The sequence below is a fragment of the Breznakiella homolactica genome (assembly GCF_016616095.2).
In the GTDB taxonomy this organism is placed as follows: Bacteria; Spirochaetota; Spirochaetia; order Treponematales; family Breznakiellaceae; genus Breznakiella; species Breznakiella homolactica.
In genome coordinates, this window is record NZ_CP067089.2 from 262,624 (window position 1) to 278,772 (window position 16,149).

Below are 16,149 nucleotides of genomic sequence, written 5' to 3' on the forward strand. Positions count from 1 at the left end.
ATTCTATACACTGTAAATAAATAATTGTTTTACAATCTAAAGAGTGACTTTTTCCGGCATTTTTTCAATTAGCTTCATTTGAAGCTAATTGAAACCTTTGTCGAAACCAGACCAATTTAAAAAACTCCATGCCCAATAGAAACTATGGAGAACGGATTAATATCATGCTGTTCGCTCTCATAAATATGCTCCTAATTAACCGCCAAAGATACCGCGGACCTTCATTTGAGTTTAAAGGTCAATCTGAAAGCAACCTGGTAAAATTCCAAACGCTGTTTCGCGCCGGATGTGACCAGCCGGCGGTCCTGGTAGAATTCATACTCCCTGGTTTCAGTGGTAAAATTCCGCCGGGTTCTGAACTGGACTATTGCGGCGGCGCTCAGCCGGTCGGTTATTTTAAAATTAAGAAGCCCCGAGAAAACCCAGCGGCCCAGGTCGTCCCCCCACAATTCACGTCCAGGCGTATCGTAGAGATACATATCCACCTCCGCCATGAGTGCGGCCATGTTAAGAAAAACCGGCATCCGGTATCCCAGCATAACATTGGCGTAATAGTTGAAACCGTTCCTGTTTTCCCCATCATCGTTTTCAAAATACCACGAGTCGGTGGCGGACGCGGCGGTATATTCCCGGTAATTGATTTCATGGAAAGTCTGGAATAGTACATGGTTCCAATCCCCGGGAACCAGGGCGGCCAGGTCAAACCGCAGGGTGCCTCCCGCGTGGAGATTCCAGATGAGCCCGTCAAAGGGTTCGCTGATTACTTCGGCGCCGTGCCGGTCCGCCCGTTTCCGAATGCCGATGCCGTATATATCCTTGCCGGCTATGTGTAACGGCCACCCCGAGCTGGCCTTGGCGCTGAGGCCGTCTTCGGAGAGGGCCTTCCGTTTGGGAGTAAAGGCGAGCTCGGTCTTACCCGGCCGGGAGCTGAGGGCCGGATTCATCAGGCCGGGGATGAGGGCAATCCGGTCTTTCAGTTCCTCCGCCAGGTTCTGCAGGGTATCCATATCCGCGCCCCGGAGGTACAGGTCCACCGGCGAGCCCTGGCTGAACTGGAGTTCCGAAACCGGCAGTACCCGGATATCCGCGCCGGGAACGCATCTCCTCCAGGACCGAAAGCCCGTCCCGGCCGGGAAGCATGATGTCCAGGACTATACAGTCATAGGTCCCGGCATTGATATAATCCAGAGCCTCCCGTCCGTCTCCGGCGGCGTCTACGCTGTACTTCTCCTCTTTGAACCGCCGCTCCAGCAGGGACCGGAGGGTTTTCTCATCCTCCACTACCAACACCCGCATTGTCCGGCCCTCCTTATTCCGGGTATTCTAACAGAAACCCCCGGTTTAGTTTATCTGTTTGATTAATGGTATGCTGAGGGGTGAAGATTAAAGGGAGATTAATTTTTGGGGGCTGAATAGAGTTGTTCTATAACTGATACAGGACTATTAACTGGCTAAGTCTGTCTTCATGGTCTTACTCCCGCCTGATTGCCTCATACAGCTCCCGCCGCCTTTTAAGGGAATACCGCGTAAGAACGTAGGTAAGTACAGCGAAAAAACCAAAGAGCGTAAACACCGCGAGCGCGCCGCCCGGATTTGCGGAGCTTCTTCCAAAGAGAATACCCAAAAAGGGCCACAGCCCCAGAGCAAGAAATACAAGGCTGACGCATCTGCACGCTGTCCGCATTCTTTGCGGGTGGGTATCCCGCTTTTCTTCATGCCGGCGTCCCCTGTATTCGTAATCGTAGTCCCGGCCCATGCGGTGCCCCTTGCTGTCGGTAATAGTGATTTTTGCTTTTTCCATACTCTGCTCCGTTATTTTGAATTCGGCCTGATAACAAGGTCAGCGCTCATACCGTACCGCCGGTCCTTGAAAGGAACGGAGACATCCTGCAGCGTGTGTGAGCCGCTTGAATGGTTGTACATGTACCGGCTGAACCGCTGGGGCTCTCCCCCGAACATGGCGTCCGAAAGGTTAAAGCTCCGGGCAATCCCGGGCCTGTCCTTAAGTTTCTCCCAGCCGCCGGGTTTCTTTTCCGCGCTCCTGAGGGCGTAGATAAACTCATCTTCAACTTTTGTTATTTTAAACGCGGTCCGGTACTCGGTGGTCCAGTCATCCGGGTCTTCCCGGTCAAGGGCGATAACAATGTCTCCGGCTTTTGGTTCGGCGAAGTACAGGGTCTGCTGTTCCTCGAGGTTCCGTTTCGAAGCTCCGGACGCAATACCCCAGATAAACAGCGCGGCGAGGAAGACCAGCAGGGAAGGGGCGAGCCATCCGTAGCGCAGCCAGCTTCCCGCGTTCGCGAGGAGACGGTCCCCTTCGTCCTTCATCTTTTCGCTCCAGAGTTCTACGGGTATACTCTGTCCGCTTTCCTGGCTGCAGGCCTCCACCGCCGCCCGCCGGCAGAGTACCGGCAGGATAAAAAAGATGGTCACATACCGCCGCTGGGACCTGAGCCAAACTCCGCTCCCGCCGGTCAGCGGGTCCCGTTCGTTTTCAAGAAACTTTTCTTCATATATCTTTGTTTTTAAACCGTAGGTAATTACCATTTAAACTGCTTCTCCTTTGATGTTTAACTTTAAAACGGCGGCGTTTACACGCCAGTTTTTATCTGTTGGTTTTTCGTGTTATATTCTGTCTTTTCTATGAGCGGCTCCGCGCGGGAGATAACGTCAGCAATCACCAGGCTGTTGTCCCCGGGTTCAACTAAACGCTCTATAAAAGGAAAACGCCCAGATGGAGCTGTGTAAATTCCATTGCCTCAGCCCCGTCCCATTTTGCCCACAAGAAACTGGCCCAGTGTCTCGTTGCCCGCCGCCAGGGCGTAATCCATGGCAGTCTTCTGTTCGCCGTTGGCGTAATCCGGCAGCGGGTCTCCGAAGTCAAAGAGGTTCTGGGCCATCTCAAAGGCGAGGCCAAAGTCCTTGACCGTCGCCGCGTAAATCAGCGGGGTGTTGCCGTTGTTGTCCTTCGCCGAAACATCCGCGCCTTTTTCCAGAAGCAGCATCTGTACCTCCGGGTAGTTGTCCATGAAGCTTCCGCAGGCAAACATGAGCGGCGTCTGGCCGTAACGGTTTGAGCGGTTCGGGTCCGCGCCTTCCTTTAAGAGCGCCTTGATAATAAGCAGCCGCAGGCTGTCGTGGGCGCGGTAGGTTTCAAAACTGCCGGCCCCGCTCATGTTGGGATAGCTGTCGCCGTTGGGCGCCGAGCATGCCCAGGAAAGGGGGGTGTTCTCGTGGCCGTCAATCTTTCCGTTGATATCAAACCCGGCTTCCTTCATGGCCTTTACTATTTTTCCGGGAATGTTCTTTTTAAAGAGCCAGATAGGATAATTGAAACGGTTTTCAGCGGCAAAGAACCACGCGAAGGCGCCCAGGCCGTCCCCGGTTTTGAGGTTGGGATCTATGCCTTTTTTAAGCAGCAGCTCCGCTGCCTCCAGGTCGTAGGCGCGGCAGGCCGCGGCCAGGGCGGTGCCCTGGGCCCCGTTTTCAATCTCATCAAAGCTGTTGATGTCGGCCCCCAGCTCAAGGAGCGCCTCGATGGCGTCGGGCATTCCCCAGAGCGCGGCTTTCTGGAGGGTCATGCCGCCGGCGCGCAGGCGGAGTTTTTCTTCCGGCGTGTCCTCCCCGGTGAGTGTGCCTTTGACCAGGGCGCAGAGCGCCGGGAGCCGGTCCTGTCCGAAGAGTTCAAAGGCGGTTTTACCGTCGCTGTTAAGCTGCTCCGGATCAACGCCGTTTTCCATAAACGCCTTGACCGCTATCATGGCCGCTTCCATGACGGTATTGAGCTTTTCCCGCTGGTTCTCCATAAGGCGGGTCGCTTCTTTCTTCTGGCTTTCGGAGTACTCATCGGGCTCGATGGTTTCTTTATAATACCGCGTCCGTAACTCGTTCATGGACCGGGCGTAGGGGCTGATGACCCGGTGGGCCAGATGGAGCCCGGTGTTGTTCTCGGAATCGCTGCGGTTCATGGTGACGTTACGGGAAGCCATAACCTCAAGGTAGCGGCATTTGAGGATCCTCGCCGCCCGGAGGTACGGGGTAAGTCCCTGCTTGTCCTTGCGCTGGGGGTTGGCCTTATGGTCAAGAAAGGCGTTGATTATCAGGGGTATCTGTTCCAGCGGTTTAAGAAAGCTTTCGATTTCATTATAGTAGACCGGTGTATTGAACGGGTCGGCGTATTCATGCAGGGGAGTGAGGCCGTTGTTGTCCTCCTGGTTCGGGTCGGCCCCTGCCTCAAGCAGATACCGGACAACCGCCGGGTCTTTCCAGATGGCCTTGTGCAGCAGGGTTTCCCCGTGTTCGTTCCGTATTGTTTTATCCGGAAGGGCCTTCAAAGCTTCAATAATTTCGTCTGTACTCTTATCCCATATTTTATCATCAAGTCCCGCGAATCCCATACTGTTTCTCCTTTAGAATGTAACTTTAATGCAGCCGGAAAAATCCCGCTCCCCATTGCCCGGCTCAGGCAGCCAGAGGATGGTCCGTTCGATTTCGTCTTCGTCTAAATCAAGAAACCGGACTCTGTCTCGGTAGGTCTGCGAGAAGTCCCAGAGATGGATGCAGGACTCCGGGAACACGATCTCCTGGTCTTTGGCGAGCGGTGTTTCACCGAGGGCTTTTGCCAGCAGCTTTACGGCGTCTTCCGGCTCCATGTCAAAGAGGTTTTCCCCTTTGCAGGTAAGAGTATCCAGCTCCCATACCGCCATGATCTCAGTGAGGCTGTCGTTAACAAAGGTAAGCTGAAGGCAGCTGCTCTGCCTCGGCTCCATATAGATGACCTCTTTGTTTTTGTAGGTCTCCTCCAGGCCTTTTCTGATGCTCTCCCGGCTCTCCTGGTCCATATCATCCAGAAAGGGGCCCATATTTTCCTCAAAATCCTCATAAGTGGTTGTCCGTTTGATCCGCATTTCCCGCTCGCCGTAGATGCTGTCAAAACCCCTGACCTCATCGCTGGTCATGCCGAAGCGGATTTTTCCCAGTCCCCTGCGGGGAATGATTTCCCAGTCGCCGTATTCTTCCTTCATGTTATTTGTCCCCCGTAACCTTCATCTCAACGTATCCGGTATAATCCTGTTTTTCGTGAGGCTCTGCCCGCCAGGAAACGCTCCGCACATAGGCCGGGTCGCTCTTGCGGAATTTATGGACCCAGGCAAACACGGTAGCCCGTTCGCCGTAATCGTATTCCGTGTAGTTGTACATATAGACGCAGGACCGGGGAAAGATGAGATAGTCGTCTTTGGCCACAGGGGGTTCCTCCATCTTTTTTGATATTCTCCTTACCACTATTTGCGGGTACGCGGGAATTTCCTTTCCGTCAAACCGGAGCTTGTCCCAGAACTTCGGCGCCTTAAAGCGCATGTCCCACAGTATCTGGAGCTCGATAAGTTTGTTGTCCATATAATCCATCCGGAGCATGCTCTCCTGCCGGTACTCGGTAATGATTCCGCGGCGCTCCATGGGCTTGCCGTCGTGTTTGCCGTAGATTTTGTCAAAGCCGCCGACCTCTTCGCTGGTCATGCCGAACCGCAGGTGTCCCAATCCAATCAGGGGAATGATTTCCCAGTCGCTGTATTGTTTGTCCGCCATATCAGTCCTCCAAAAGTTTCAGTTCCGTATATTCATCAAAGTTGTCGCGCTGAATATTCTCCGCCCGGCTGCTCCAGGTGACCGACCTGCCGTCCCTGTCGTCGTAGAGACTCACCTTTGATTTGGGGAACACCGTGTCCGGGCCTTCCCGGAAGGGGTTTTCCCCGAGGTGTTTCGCCAGGGCGCGCAGTATGGTATCGATATGTGTTTTTTTCCTGTGTACGGCAGCGCCGTCGATGTTGAAGTACCTGCAGCCGTCGTCGGTCGTAATCTCAAAGAGGTGTCCCTCGTAATAGCTGAGCTGGAGCGTGCTTGAAAGGTATTCCGTATAGGTCTTTGCGAGAAAGGCTTCTGTCTGCCGTTCCCGCTCAGCCAGCTCATCCCGGTTTGGCCAATTGGCGATGGCTTTTTCCCAGATGGCGATCTCCTCCTCCGAGTGCGCCCAGGAATGTTCCGAGCGTACGGCGCCGTATATATCATCAAACTGCCGTATTTCCTCTGGTGTCATGCCGAAGCGCAAGCTGCCAAGCCCGTCTTTGCGGAATGCCCAGTCTTTTTCTTTTGCGGCCATGGTTTTCTCCGTTTTAGGTTTCATTATTTTCAATAACACTTACGCCGTCCGGGGTGTACCGCAGCAAACTGAGGAAGGAATCAAAGTCATCTGCCATAACCATTACAAGTCCCCATTCTTCGTCTTCTATGGCTTCCGTTATCTTTTCAAGACAGGTCTCATCGTTTAAATCAACGGAGCCGGTGTCCATGCTGATTTTAAGTTCCTCAATCAGGCCATCCATATCGTGGGGGGCGATCTCATGGTCAATCATAACGATCCGGCCCTTGTGTTTTCCCCGGCGGATTTCCGCAAAGGGATTGCCTCCGGGGTCATTTCCGATATAGGTGAAGAAATGTTTTAAGGGATCTTCCGCAAAAGAGTTGTTGGCCTCAAAATCGCTGTAATCATCGCCGCTGTGTACGCCATAGAGGATCTGGATAGTTTCCCGGGGCTCAGTACTCTCCGATTCAGAGAGCTTGAAATATTTCCCCTGCGGGTCTTCAGCCTGAATCGCGTCAATGCCCCGCAGGCCGTTCTGGGTCCGCAGGAAAGAGGCGTACTGGGAGGAAAAGTTGTATTTCTTCTTAAGTATGTTCACTTCGGTTTCTGCGGGAAGCCTGTATCCAAGAGGATTGGGAAACACAATATTGGAAACGGGGCCGGAGCCACGCGCTGGTTCCGGCTTGGGCTCGGCGGAAACTTCCTGCACTTCGGTATAGCCTTTTTTAAGTTTTGACTTAATAAGTTTGTCAGCCTCTTTTTTAGCCGCCTCTTCGGAATCAAAACTCTTTTCCTGACGCTGGCCCTTGGTGCCGGCTTTGCCGAAGGTAACGGTAAGGGAAGTCCCGTTCCGCTGTACGCTTCAGAATTTATGGGAGCTTTCATCGCTGTACGCAAGGTGTTTTGCAGGTCCGGCAGCTTCCGCGTTTTTTTCTGCGGCTTCTCTTTTTTCAAGTTCCGTAATCGTGTTTTTCATCAGAAGGTCGACCCGGCCGTCAGCGCCCAGATGCTCATACTCGGGGTCTTTCATAAAAACCTTGACGGCCTCAAGGTTAGGCAGATCCCCGTTGGTCGCCAGGGTCATGTACGCCCATTTGCCGTGGGCCCGCTCACTGCTGATGCCGAAGGCGCTGGCCTGTTTCATGACCCGGTTAACATAGCGGCGCAGCTGGTCATCCGTCATGGAGGCGGTCTTTTCCTTCGCCACATCCCGCAGGTAGGCGGCGATGTGGAACAGGGCGCAGTCAAGGTAGTTTTCGCAGATGGGCATACAGGAGCCGTAGCAGGTATAGTACACACTGCCTGCGCCGGCCGGCGGGTCGATGAGCGGCATTGCGTCATTATCATCGAGAAAAACGGTAAACAGGGGTTCCCGGGTCGCCGCCTCATAGAAGGGGCGCATCACTTTTTCCGCAATCTCCTCCTCCGGGTAAAAGGGGACTTCGAGGGCGCCGGCAAGACTCTTGAGCTCATCCTCGTTATACCGCTGGAGGTTATCCGCCACCGCTTTTTCCAGGGCCTCATCGCTCTCATACATATCGCTGTCCGTGGGCCACTCAAAAACGGCGAGCAGTTCCGGCACATTGATGATATAGGTCAGGAAGTCCTCCATCGATTCCGCGACCCGTCCGGCGATCCATTCCCGGTCGCTGAAAAAGCCGACGCTGCCGTCCTCCAGGAGGTAACATTTATCCTCGTTTTCTTCGTGCCGGGCAAAGACTTTTCCCTCAAGGCTGTGTTCAAAATGTTCTTCCATCGGCCGGTCAAATTTTTTAAGGATATCAATATTGCAGAGTATCGAAAGCTGTTTGGCAAGCTCCTTGTGGGAACGCATTTTTTTAAGATGATCCATGGTCTTCCCCCGGTTTTGTAAAGCGATAAAATCAAATTATCGTGGATATCCCGAAAACACAAACCGTTTTGGGGCGGAAGTGCAGGAAGGACAAGAGAAAGTTCCTTGATGTATACCGGACGGAGTGAGTTTTTGCCGCTGCTTCGTGTCCGCAGCGGCTGTATCGTGGTGTAAAACCGGAAAAGAACCGTTGATTCCGGCGGGGGATGTATGGTTTCAAAAAAAACAGTGTGCCGTCGGGCACACTGTTTATACAGCAAATTGTCTGTTTACATCAAATGGTTTTCCTCAAACATATCTCCGATGTAGGTATTCTTCCATTTTTTGACAAAGTGTTTTACCACCTCCCGTTCCACAAAGGGCAGATCCATTTCCACCAGTTTCTTTCGGTCGGAAAGGAAGTAGATTGAATTGGCGATGGTACGGAGGTCATAGGCGGAAGCGAAGGTTTCCGGTACGCCCCGTTCCACATCCAGCAGCTGGTATACCGCTTCCATAGCGGTGCGCACGGAGTATTCGGTGGTGAACACCGTATCCCGCACGGTCTCCGCGAAGTTGCCGATAAAGGCCAGGTTCTTTGAACCCTTGGGAATGACCAGGGGCCGGTCGCCGTACTTGCGCAGCATGAAATAGGACGTGATGTAGGGCATGTACACCGGAATCACGGTGCAGGAGTTTTTGGCGAAGCTGTCGATCTCGTTCTCCGGCATACCGAGATGGTAGAGCAGTTCCTTGGCGATTTCCTCGCCGCTGCACTGTTCTATCGGTTTCTTGACGTAATTGCCCGGGGTATTCGACAAGAGGCCGTACACCCAGGTAATGGTCTGCTCATCTTTCTGTTCTTTAAAATGGGGCTGCCGGTGGGTGGCGAAACTCATCAGCCAGTTGGAGTCTTTGATGGTGATGATGCCGCCGGAGACAATCTTCCCGGTGCGCAGCTTCCGTTTGGTCAGCTTCTCGATATACGGTTCAATGTCTTTATTCTGCCAGGTAACGGTGGCCGATATAAACCAGCTTTCCGGCGGCAGGTTGTCGCAGAACACGCCGGGATTACCGAACTCAGGGGACTTTTCCGCCAGCTTCTTCCACAGCTTCCAGCTGCCGCCCAGATCTTTGGTAGGCGGGGCGGGGGTATGGTGGTCACCGTAGGTGGAACTTTCGGTGATGGACCCGTTGGTGACAAAAACCAGGTCGTTTTCCGTAAGAGGAATTTCCTTGCGCGCTCCCTTCAGGGTGTAAATGATTTTTTTAGCGGTTTTGGTCCCGGAGCTGAGGTCCATTTCGATATCCTCAACCATCGCCTCATACTCAAAGTGGACGCCATTGTCTTTCAAAAAGGCGATCATGGGTTTTACCAGGGATTCGTACTGGTTGTACCGGGTGAACTTAAGGACGGTAAAATCCGGCAGTCCTTTAATGTGGTGCACAAAGCGCATAATGTACCGGCGCATCTCAATGGCGGAGTGCCATTTCTCAAAGGCGAACATGGTGCACCAGTACAGCCAGAAGTTGGAATCAAAAAAGTCTTTGGTAAAGACATCCTCAATTTTTTTGCCCTCCAGGGTATTTTCCGAAGCCATCCAGAGCTCCACCAGTTCCTTCTGGGCCTTTTTGTTCAGGGTGAAATGGCCGTCATCGGGTGCCCGCTGGCCCCGGTTTTGGATAATGCGGCAGTTGGAAGAGTTGGGATCGTCCCGGTCCAGCCAGTAGAACTCGTCCAGAACCGAAGCGTCCTTTACTTCCAGGGAAGGCACCGAGCGGAACAGGTCCCACAGGCACTCAAAATGGTTTTCCATTTCCCGGCCGCCCCGGGTTACAAACGCGTCGGGGGGTACCGGTTTGCCGTCAAGGGAGCCCCCCGGCACGGGCAGTTCTTCCAGAACGTGTATCCTGTTTCCTTTCATGTGCCCGTCGCGGATCAGGAAAATCGCCGCCGCCAGGCCCGCCAGGCCCCCGCCCACCAGGTAGGCCGATTTATCATCAACCCCCTTCGGCTTTCTGGGACGGGCAAATGCCTCGTAGTTTCCGTTTGTGTATCGCATTTTTAACTCCTCTCTACAGCCCCATTGCGAGGCCATAATTTTTAATTAATATAAATATAGTATAAATTATATAGAAAGACACGTTAATTTACTTTTTTGTTGTGAAGATCCGGAGGCCGCCCTGGCCGCGGGATTCTATGCTTTTGCGGCGGTTCCTGCCATTGTATAATTGATTACGAAAAAAGGAGCTGAAATGGAAGAAATGGCTGCGAAGGTATTTGATTTTACCCTGTTTGCCTTCGCAGCGCCTCAACGAAATCAAAGAGTTTTATTTTGGCGCTTGATTCTTCCCGCCATTTTTTTCCCTTTAAAAAGGCGAGCCACTCATCCAGCTCCGGTGAACCGGTCATGGCAAGATATCCGGTAACGCACCGGGTAAGATACTCTTGGATGTTGCTGAATCCCGCATTGGAAAATCCCGCGGTGCCGAAGCGTGTTTCAGGGCCGTGTTCCAGCATTACCCGCGCCGTATCCAGCAGGTCAGCACGGCTTGTGAGAAAGCAGAGGATATCCGCGCCGTGGGCCATGGAGAAGGGGGCGTACTCCCTGCAGAACCAGTCCACCACCGGCTGGTAGTTGTTGTAGGAGTAGTAGCCGTAGCGGTTTAGGGTAAACGCCAGAAGTTCCTGAAACTCCGGGTTTGCCCTGCCGAACTCTACGAGTTTCAGCTGCTCTTTGAGGGTGCATTTTTTCGGGGCCAGGGCCATGTCATAGGCGGCTTTGAGGCCGGGGATACGCAGGTGCGACTCGACCCGCTCCCGGATGGCCGGGACGTCGAGACACATGAGCAGCAGGGGAATCTCCCGGGGCAGCCGCGGCAGCAGGTTTAACACATCTTCCATATAGCCGCATTTTTTAAGAATATAGAGCAGGGTGAATATCTCCCGGTTCGCCGGGCAGTTGGCTTCGTGAGGAAAGGGATCGATTTTTGTGTACTTGCCGTCAACGTTAGCCGTCATGTCCCAGTGGATAGCGCCGGCCCGCTGGCAGGCGACGGCGGTGATAAGCTCCGCGATTTCAGAGCGGGTGAGCCTGTGCCCGTCGTACCGTACCAGAAAGCTGTGCAGGGCGGGGGACTCGATTCTGTCGTCGCCCCAGAGGAAGTCGTAGATTAAACAGGTGTCGGTTTCAAAGCGCTTTCTGGCGGTTACCATCCGGGGATCGCTTTCAAACCTTTCCGCCGAAGTGCTGAACCAGTGTTCCTTCTTGTCATGGAAGAGGGAGTACTGACATGCCTCCGTTCCTTTGGGAAGCCATACCCGCTTTTCGCAAAGGGCGTCGGCGGTACGTTTGGCGGCTAACGTTTTATAGCGGAAATCGATGATGGCCGGAACGCTTTCCTTGGGCAGTTCTCTTTTCGGCGGCATATAGGGTTCGATGTGCGCCCGCAGTTCGTGGAGCCTGCCGGAATAGAATTCCCACACGACTGGCGCAAGGGTTTTGAGGAAATCCTGCCGGTCCCTGGCGGCGCTCCAGGTGATGAGCTTTTTCATAAACTGCCAGTGGCCGCAGCAGAGGATAAAATCGCTGTCCGCCAGCAGCGCATCGGCAAAGCGGTCAACCGCCGCCGCCTCCGGCCCTGAGGGGTCCGCGTCGAGGATTTCACCGTACACGGTCCATGTATCGTAAAGTGTTTTATCAAGGGCCAGAAGTCTGGGTATCTCTTCCCGGTTCACGGCGGCGCTCCTTTTCTGGGGATATATAGCAGGGGAACTTGTCAGCTTTTTATCTGCCGGAACATCTCCCGGATATCCCCGGTCAGAGGGTGCCGGATTTCGGATACGGAGTTCCGGGCAAAGGTTTTTTCAACCAGATCGATATACATGGTGTGGGTACCGTCGTCTCCCATGTAGTGGTCCTCCCAGTCTTCCGGGCTTACCCGGTTTTTAAGGCCGAGCTGCTCCAGCGCCAGGTTGTCGAAACTGAGCACGCTGAACCGTCCCATGTAATCAGTGATGGTACCGCTTAAGAATTGCATGTTGCGGTCAAGGGTGTCCCGGTTTTCTTCGGCGTGTTTTATTCCCCTGCGGAAGTCTTTGTAGCCGAGGATAAGGACTTTAAGGTCCTTATCACTGAGGAAGTCAAGCAGTTCTTTGCCGGCCACGCCGTTTATGATATGGATAACGCAGTTGGCATGGCGCCGGGCGAAGTCCCGTATTTCCAAGTCCGGCTTTTGGAGTGAGACCCCAACGCCGCGGACAAGGTTTTTCCGGATGAGTGTTTCTATGAGCCTGCGCGATCGCGGAGCAGTTCCTGTTCGTGGATGGTGATATTGGCGATCACGCCTTTTTCCCCGACTGTTTCCAGAAAGCGGACCAGGTCCGGATGGCCGGTAACCGCGCCGCCGCCTATGGCAAGTTCTGTCCCCGGAGTCAGTGTTTCAAGAAACGGGATATGGATTAAATCAGCGTGGCTTCCGCTTGGACCCGCGTTTTCATGGCAGAAGGGGCAGCCGATAGTACACCGGTTGGTTATCTTGAGGTCGATGCTTTCCGGGAAGGCGGCCTCAAAGAAGTCATCCGGAGCCAAGCGGATTTTTGTGCCGTCATCAAAGAGCTGCACAAAGTAGCTGCCGTTTTTATAGGCGGCTATCTGCCGCAGGGAACGGGTCACGGATACCCCGACCAGCCGAAAAAGACCTTTGGCCTGCCTTTGGCATCGGTGTATTCCTGTTCCACAATACCGTAGACACCGCAGACGCCGTTCACCCCGCCGGGGTCCCGGCGGAACATGCAGCAATACTCATCCCAGGTAAAATAGCGCAGTTTTTTTAGGCTCTCCATGTCCTCCCCGGTGGGACAGGGTACGGTGCCGTCTTCGAGCTTTTTTATATAGTCGGGTGCCTGTTCACGCCGTTCTTTGTAATGTTTTTCCGCTGCCTCCATAATGCCTTTTCCGTTCCAGAAGGCTTTGCCCGCTTTCCAGAGGTCAAAGAGGTGTTTGTCCGCCGTCTCAAAGCAGTGGACCGAACTGGAGTTGGTTTCAAACACGCCCCGGCGTACCTGTATTTTCATGCGTCCTCCTCATCATCGTCCGGCTCGGGCAGCGGCCCGTAGCGGCGGTCGAATTCGCTGTAGTCCCCTTTGTCGAGTCCGTTGAGTACAAAGGCTTCCAGGCCCTTTTCCCCAAGCTGGTCTTCGCCGCCGCCGTCGTCGTCATAGATTCCGCTGTTGGCCAGGTCGTTCCAGTCCTCAAAGGTGAGCAGTACGGGAAAGCCCCGGTCCCGGACGCTTTGGTTCCGGAGGGCAGCATCGGCGGGTACCAGCCGGCGGGTCTCAAGGTCAAACCAGAGTTTTCCGTCCCGCCATTGCCTTATCTTTTTTTGGGTATCGATGAGCGCCAGGAACGTGTACTGTTTTTGGACAAGGTACTGTTCGAGTTTATTAAGAGCGGCTTCTTCCATAGGTTCCTCTCCTTTAACTCCCTACGGGAGGTTTCTTACTTTATAGATGCGGATATCCGGCGTATCGACCCGCCGTTTTTTCGATTTAGTTTTCCGCCCCCGCCATGAGAAGCTGTTCCACAATTTCGGTAAAACCCCGTTCGGTGGCGTAAAACATGGCGCTGTGCTGTTCGTTGTCCACGGCGTTGACGTCCGCCCCGGCCTCGATTAAGAGGGCGGTAAAATCGTTCTGGCCCTGCATGGCCGCCACCAAAAGCGGCGTTTCGCTGGCGGTGTTCTTGGGGTTTACCTCGGCCCCGGCGTCAATCAGGGCCTTGCCGATAAAGCGGTTGCCCCCGGCGGCGGCGAAGTGGAGCGGCGCGTTGCCGTTGAGGTGTTTCAGGTTCGGGTCGGCCTTTGCCGCCAGGAGCATCTCGGTGATGTGGATGTTCTGGCCCCGTACCGCCAGGAAGAGGGGCGTCTCCCCGGCGTCGTTCAGGGAATCCACCGGTATGGCGCCGTCCTTGAGCAGGGCGGCGGCTACCTCGCTCTGGCCGTTGTAGCAGGCCTGGTGGAGCGGGGTGTTGCCGGTGTTGTCCGTGTGGCCTTCCTCGGTGAGCTGTCCCACCACGTCCCGCAGGCCCGCGGATGTGGCGTAGTCCAGGGCGCTGTGGCCGTTCTCGTCTTTTATGGATTTGTCCGCCCCGGCGGTAAGGAATACCTTGACCAGTTCCGTCCGGCCCGCGGCGGCGGCGTAGATAAGCGGGGTCTTGCCGAACTTGTCCGTGGCGTTAACGTCCGCGCCGGCTTCCAGCAGGACGGTGATAATGTCCTTGTTGCCGCTCTGGGTCACCACATGCAGGGGGGTGACGCTCTGGTTGTTCGCCAGGGCCGGGTCGGCGCCGTTTTCCATGAGCAGCTTTACAATGTCCCTGGCCCCCTTCTGGGCGGAATAGATCAAGGGCGTGTTGCCCATGCCGTCCCGCTTGTTTACGTCGATGCCGCCTTTTTTGAGCATCGCCTGGATGACCCCCTTCTGGGCGTTTTTGCAGGCGTTTAGAAACATGTTGTCCATATTGGGATTTGCCATAATTAGTTCTCCTTACATAGTACTGAGCAGGAATTTCACCAGCGCTTCGTTGTTTTTTTCCGTGGCGTAATCCAGGGCTGTTTTGCCGGCGTTGTTCACCGTATCGGGTTTGGGGTCGCCGAAGTCAAAGAGGTTTTCCGCCATGACCTTGGCGGTCTGTTCGTTGCCGTTCCGGGCGGCGTAGTGGAGCGGGGTGTCCCCGTTTTTGTCCCTGGCCGCCACATCCCCGTCGTTTTCCAGAATCAGATACTGGATCTCGTCGGCCATCCGCATGGTGCGGTCCGGATTGCCGATGCTGGCCAGCATGAGCGGTGTCTGCCCCGCGCCGTTGGAACGGTTCACGTCCGCCCCGTGGACAATGGCGCTGTTTACCGCGAGCCACCGGAGTGTTTCTTTCATAAGGAACATTTCCATTTCGGTGCTGTCCCGCAGTGCCCAGGTAAGGAAGGTGTCGGACTTATCGTTTACGCTTGAGTTGATATCCATGCCGCCCTTGACCATGGCGCCGATAAGTTTTGAAGGCCAGTCTTCCTGGAATATTTTCTGGATGTTCCCCGCCTGGGAGACCGACAGCCAGGAGATGGGGGTGGTGCCGTTGCCCGCCTTGAGGTTGGGGTCCGCCCCCAGCTCAAGCAGGAGCCGGACGGTTTCGTAGTCGCAGCTCCGGCAGGCCATGGCCAGCGCCGGTCCTTCGCCGTAACCGTAAATGTCTCCGATTTCGTTGATGCCGGCGCCGAGCTGTACCAGCGCCCGGATGGCGTCGTGGTCTTTTTTTCCCGCCGCCTGTATGATGGTCATGCCCCCGGCGGCGGCCCGAAGCTCAGCTTCAGACGGGCCTCCCGCGTTACCGCCGGAAGGCTCTTCGTCCCCGGTGATTTCCCCGGCCATGAGGGCGGCGATTTTTTTGGTCCCCCGGCGCTGTGCCAGAACATGGGCGGTCTCTCCCATGTTGTTTTTATCCTCCGGGTCAACTCCGGCGTCAAGCAGGGCCTTTGCCCCGGCAAAGGCGGCCTCAAGCCGCGCCTCCATTACGGCTTTGTATTCTTCGTAATTGCGCCGGTCGTTGGCCAGGGTGGCTTCCTGGGCGCCTGATTCTTCATCTTTTTTCAGCCGCTCCTCAGCCTGGCGGCAGTTGTTGATGGGGTTGTAGAGCGATTCAATCAGCAGGTGCAGGCCGTTGTTTCCGGAACCGTCGGCCCGGGTGATCCGCACGCCCTTATCCCCCAGGGCCTGTATGAATTCGCCGCTGCCGTTTTTCGCGGCCGCCAGGTATATCCAATTTCCGTCTTCGTCCTTTTTCATGGCGTTCGCCCCGGCCCCAAGCAGCGCCGATGCGCTGTTGTAGACGCTCTTCGGCGCCAGGTGGGGCCCGATTTCCCGGAACGAGGCCAGCATCCACAGCGGGGTCTTTCCGTCTTCGTTTTCTTTATTGGCGTCCGCCCCCTGTTCAAGCAGGTACTGTACCGCCTCCGCGTCGGCGAACGCCGCGGCGGTGTGGAGCAGGGTGTCTCCCCGGTGATAGGCCGCGGTTTTGTCCGGCATGGCCTTGTACATGGCGTGTATTTCCTCATAGGTCTTTTGTCCCCGCCTCAGACCGTCGTAGGCGAAACGGATTTCATTGAATTCCATAGGTACGCTCCTTAA

Annotated in this window: 18 protein-coding genes and 1 pseudogene; all 19 read right to left on the reverse strand. The window is 54.9% G+C overall.

What is annotated here, in order from left to right; translation table 11 throughout:
* Nucleotides 1–221: 221 nt before the first annotated feature.
* Nucleotides 222–1,007: a hypothetical protein gene (locus JFL75_RS01255; protein ID WP_215624886.1), complete on the reverse strand. Its 786-nt coding sequence runs from the start codon at nucleotides 1,005–1,007 to the stop codon at nucleotides 222–224.
* On the reverse strand, nucleotides 913–1,296 hold the full coding sequence (locus JFL75_RS20940; RefSeq protein WP_215624887.1) for a response regulator: 384 nt from the start codon (nucleotides 1,294–1,296) through the stop codon (nucleotides 913–915). The genes JFL75_RS01255 and JFL75_RS20940 overlap by 95 nt, the downstream gene beginning before the upstream one ends.
* Nucleotides 1,297–1,471: 175 nt before the next feature.
* Nucleotides 1,472–1,801, reverse strand: coding sequence for a hypothetical protein (locus JFL75_RS01265; RefSeq protein WP_215624888.1), 330 nt, complete (start codon nucleotides 1,799–1,801; stop codon nucleotides 1,472–1,474).
* A gap of 11 nt (nucleotides 1,802–1,812) precedes the next feature.
* Nucleotides 1,813–2,547 carry a hypothetical protein gene (locus JFL75_RS01270; RefSeq protein ID WP_215624889.1) on the reverse strand — a complete coding sequence of 245 codons (735 nt, stop codon included), beginning with the start codon at nucleotides 2,545–2,547 and terminating at the stop codon, nucleotides 1,813–1,815.
* 212 nt (nucleotides 2,548–2,759) lie between these two features.
* A complete protein-coding gene (locus JFL75_RS01275) occupies nucleotides 2,760–4,397 on the reverse strand; it encodes an ankyrin repeat domain-containing protein (protein ID WP_215624890.1) in 1,638 nt (545 codons plus the stop codon).
* 12 nt (nucleotides 4,398–4,409) lie between these two features.
* On the reverse strand, nucleotides 4,410–5,024 hold the full coding sequence (locus JFL75_RS01280; protein ID WP_215624891.1) for a hypothetical protein: 615 nt from the start codon (nucleotides 5,022–5,024) through the stop codon (nucleotides 4,410–4,412).
* Between the two features lies 1 nt (nucleotide 5,025).
* Nucleotides 5,026–5,586: a hypothetical protein gene (locus tag JFL75_RS01285; protein ID WP_215624892.1), complete on the reverse strand. Its 561-nt coding sequence runs from the start codon at nucleotides 5,584–5,586 to the stop codon at nucleotides 5,026–5,028.
* A 1-nt stretch (nucleotide 5,587) separates the two neighbouring features.
* Complete coding sequence (locus tag JFL75_RS01290) at nucleotides 5,588–6,157, reverse strand: hypothetical protein (RefSeq protein WP_215624893.1); 570 nt, start codon at nucleotides 6,155–6,157, stop codon at nucleotides 5,588–5,590.
* A 13-nt stretch (nucleotides 6,158–6,170) separates the two neighbouring features.
* The gene (locus JFL75_RS01295) at nucleotides 6,171–6,737 is read right to left on the reverse strand and encodes a hypothetical protein (RefSeq protein ID WP_223292741.1); all 567 of its coding nucleotides are present in this window, start codon (nucleotides 6,735–6,737) and stop codon (nucleotides 6,171–6,173) included.
* 114 nt (nucleotides 6,738–6,851) lie between these two features.
* Nucleotides 6,852–6,983: pseudogene (locus JFL75_RS20945) on the reverse strand (WGR domain-containing protein); the annotation flags it as partial.
* An 18-nt stretch (nucleotides 6,984–7,001) separates the two neighbouring features.
* On the reverse strand, nucleotides 7,002–7,991 hold the full coding sequence (locus JFL75_RS01305; RefSeq protein ID WP_215624894.1) for a hypothetical protein: 990 nt from the start codon (nucleotides 7,989–7,991) through the stop codon (nucleotides 7,002–7,004).
* A 269-nt stretch (nucleotides 7,992–8,260) separates the two neighbouring features.
* Nucleotides 8,261–10,033, reverse strand: a complete 1,773-nt coding sequence (locus JFL75_RS01310; protein WP_215624895.1) for an oleate hydratase — start codon at nucleotides 10,031–10,033, stop codon at nucleotides 8,261–8,263.
* 224 nt (nucleotides 10,034–10,257) lie between these two features.
* Nucleotides 10,258–11,709: a hypothetical protein gene (locus JFL75_RS01315; RefSeq protein WP_215624896.1), complete on the reverse strand. Its 1,452-nt coding sequence runs from the start codon at nucleotides 11,707–11,709 to the stop codon at nucleotides 10,258–10,260.
* A 41-nt stretch (nucleotides 11,710–11,750) separates the two neighbouring features.
* Complete coding sequence (locus JFL75_RS01320; RefSeq protein ID WP_215624897.1) at nucleotides 11,751–12,197, reverse strand: hypothetical protein; 447 nt, start codon at nucleotides 12,195–12,197, stop codon at nucleotides 11,751–11,753.
* A gap of 59 nt (nucleotides 12,198–12,256) precedes the next feature.
* Nucleotides 12,257–12,646 (reverse strand): hypothetical protein, encoded by a 390-nt coding sequence (locus JFL75_RS01325; protein WP_215624898.1) that lies wholly within the window; start codon nucleotides 12,644–12,646, stop codon nucleotides 12,257–12,259.
* Nucleotides 12,643–13,047: a hypothetical protein gene (locus JFL75_RS01330; protein WP_215624899.1), complete on the reverse strand. Its 405-nt coding sequence runs from the start codon at nucleotides 13,045–13,047 to the stop codon at nucleotides 12,643–12,645. Before JFL75_RS01330 ends, JFL75_RS01325 begins: the two co-directional genes overlap by 4 nt.
* Nucleotides 13,044–13,436 (reverse strand): hypothetical protein, encoded by a 393-nt coding sequence (locus JFL75_RS01335; RefSeq protein WP_215624900.1) that lies wholly within the window; start codon nucleotides 13,434–13,436, stop codon nucleotides 13,044–13,046. The genes JFL75_RS01330 and JFL75_RS01335 overlap by 4 nt, the downstream gene beginning before the upstream one ends.
* 85 nt (nucleotides 13,437–13,521) lie before the next feature.
* Nucleotides 13,522–14,505 (reverse strand): ankyrin repeat domain-containing protein, encoded by a 984-nt coding sequence (locus tag JFL75_RS01340; protein ID WP_215624901.1) that lies wholly within the window; start codon nucleotides 14,503–14,505, stop codon nucleotides 13,522–13,524.
* A 12-nt stretch (nucleotides 14,506–14,517) separates the two neighbouring features.
* On the reverse strand, nucleotides 14,518–16,134 hold the full coding sequence (locus JFL75_RS01345; protein ID WP_215624902.1) for an ankyrin repeat domain-containing protein: 1,617 nt from the start codon (nucleotides 16,132–16,134) through the stop codon (nucleotides 14,518–14,520).
* Nucleotides 16,135–16,149: the final 15 nt, after the last annotated feature.

What these genes read in the sequence shown, in the direction of transcription:
- JFL75_RS01255 (WP_215624886.1), bottom strand. Translation starts at nt 1,007, where the DNA reads ATGGATACCCTGCAGAACCTGGCGGAGGAACTGAAAGACCGGATTGCC.
- JFL75_RS20940 (WP_215624887.1), bottom strand. Translation starts at nt 1,296, where the DNA reads ATGCGGGTGTTGGTAGTGGAGGATGAGAAAACCCTCCGGTCCCTGCTG.
- JFL75_RS01265 (WP_215624888.1), bottom strand. Translation starts at nt 1,801, where the DNA reads ATGGAAAAAGCAAAAATCACTATTACCGACAGCAAGGGGCACCGCATG.
- JFL75_RS01270 (WP_215624889.1), bottom strand. Translation starts at nt 2,547, where the DNA reads ATGGTAATTACCTACGGTTTAAAAACAAAGATATATGAAGAAAAGTTT.
- JFL75_RS01275 (WP_215624890.1), bottom strand. Translation starts at nt 4,397, where the DNA reads ATGGGATTCGCGGGACTTGATGATAAAATATGGGATAAGAGTACAGAC.
- JFL75_RS01280 (WP_215624891.1), bottom strand. Translation starts at nt 5,024, where the DNA reads ATGAAGGAAGAATACGGCGACTGGGAAATCATTCCCCGCAGGGGACTG.
- JFL75_RS01285 (WP_215624892.1), bottom strand. Translation starts at nt 5,586, where the DNA reads ATGGCGGACAAACAATACAGCGACTGGGAAATCATTCCCCTGATTGGA.
- JFL75_RS01290 (WP_215624893.1), bottom strand. Translation starts at nt 6,157, where the DNA reads ATGGCCGCAAAAGAAAAAGACTGGGCATTCCGCAAAGACGGGCTTGGC.
- JFL75_RS01305 (WP_215624894.1), bottom strand. Translation starts at nt 7,991, where the DNA reads ATGGATCATCTTAAAAAAATGCGTTCCCACAAGGAGCTTGCCAAACAG.
- JFL75_RS01310 (WP_215624895.1), bottom strand. Translation starts at nt 10,033, where the DNA reads ATGCGATACACAAACGGAAACTACGAGGCATTTGCCCGTCCCAGAAAG.
- JFL75_RS01330 (WP_215624899.1), bottom strand. Translation starts at nt 13,047, where the DNA reads ATGAAAATACAGGTACGCCGGGGCGTGTTTGAAACCAACTCCAGTTCG.
- JFL75_RS01335 (WP_215624900.1), bottom strand. Translation starts at nt 13,436, where the DNA reads ATGGAAGAAGCCGCTCTTAATAAACTCGAACAGTACCTTGTCCAAAAA.
- JFL75_RS01340 (WP_215624901.1), bottom strand. Translation starts at nt 14,505, where the DNA reads ATGGCAAATCCCAATATGGACAACATGTTTCTAAACGCCTGCAAAAAC.
- JFL75_RS01345 (WP_215624902.1), bottom strand. Translation starts at nt 16,134, where the DNA reads ATGGAATTCAATGAAATCCGTTTCGCCTACGACGGTCTGAGGCGGGGA.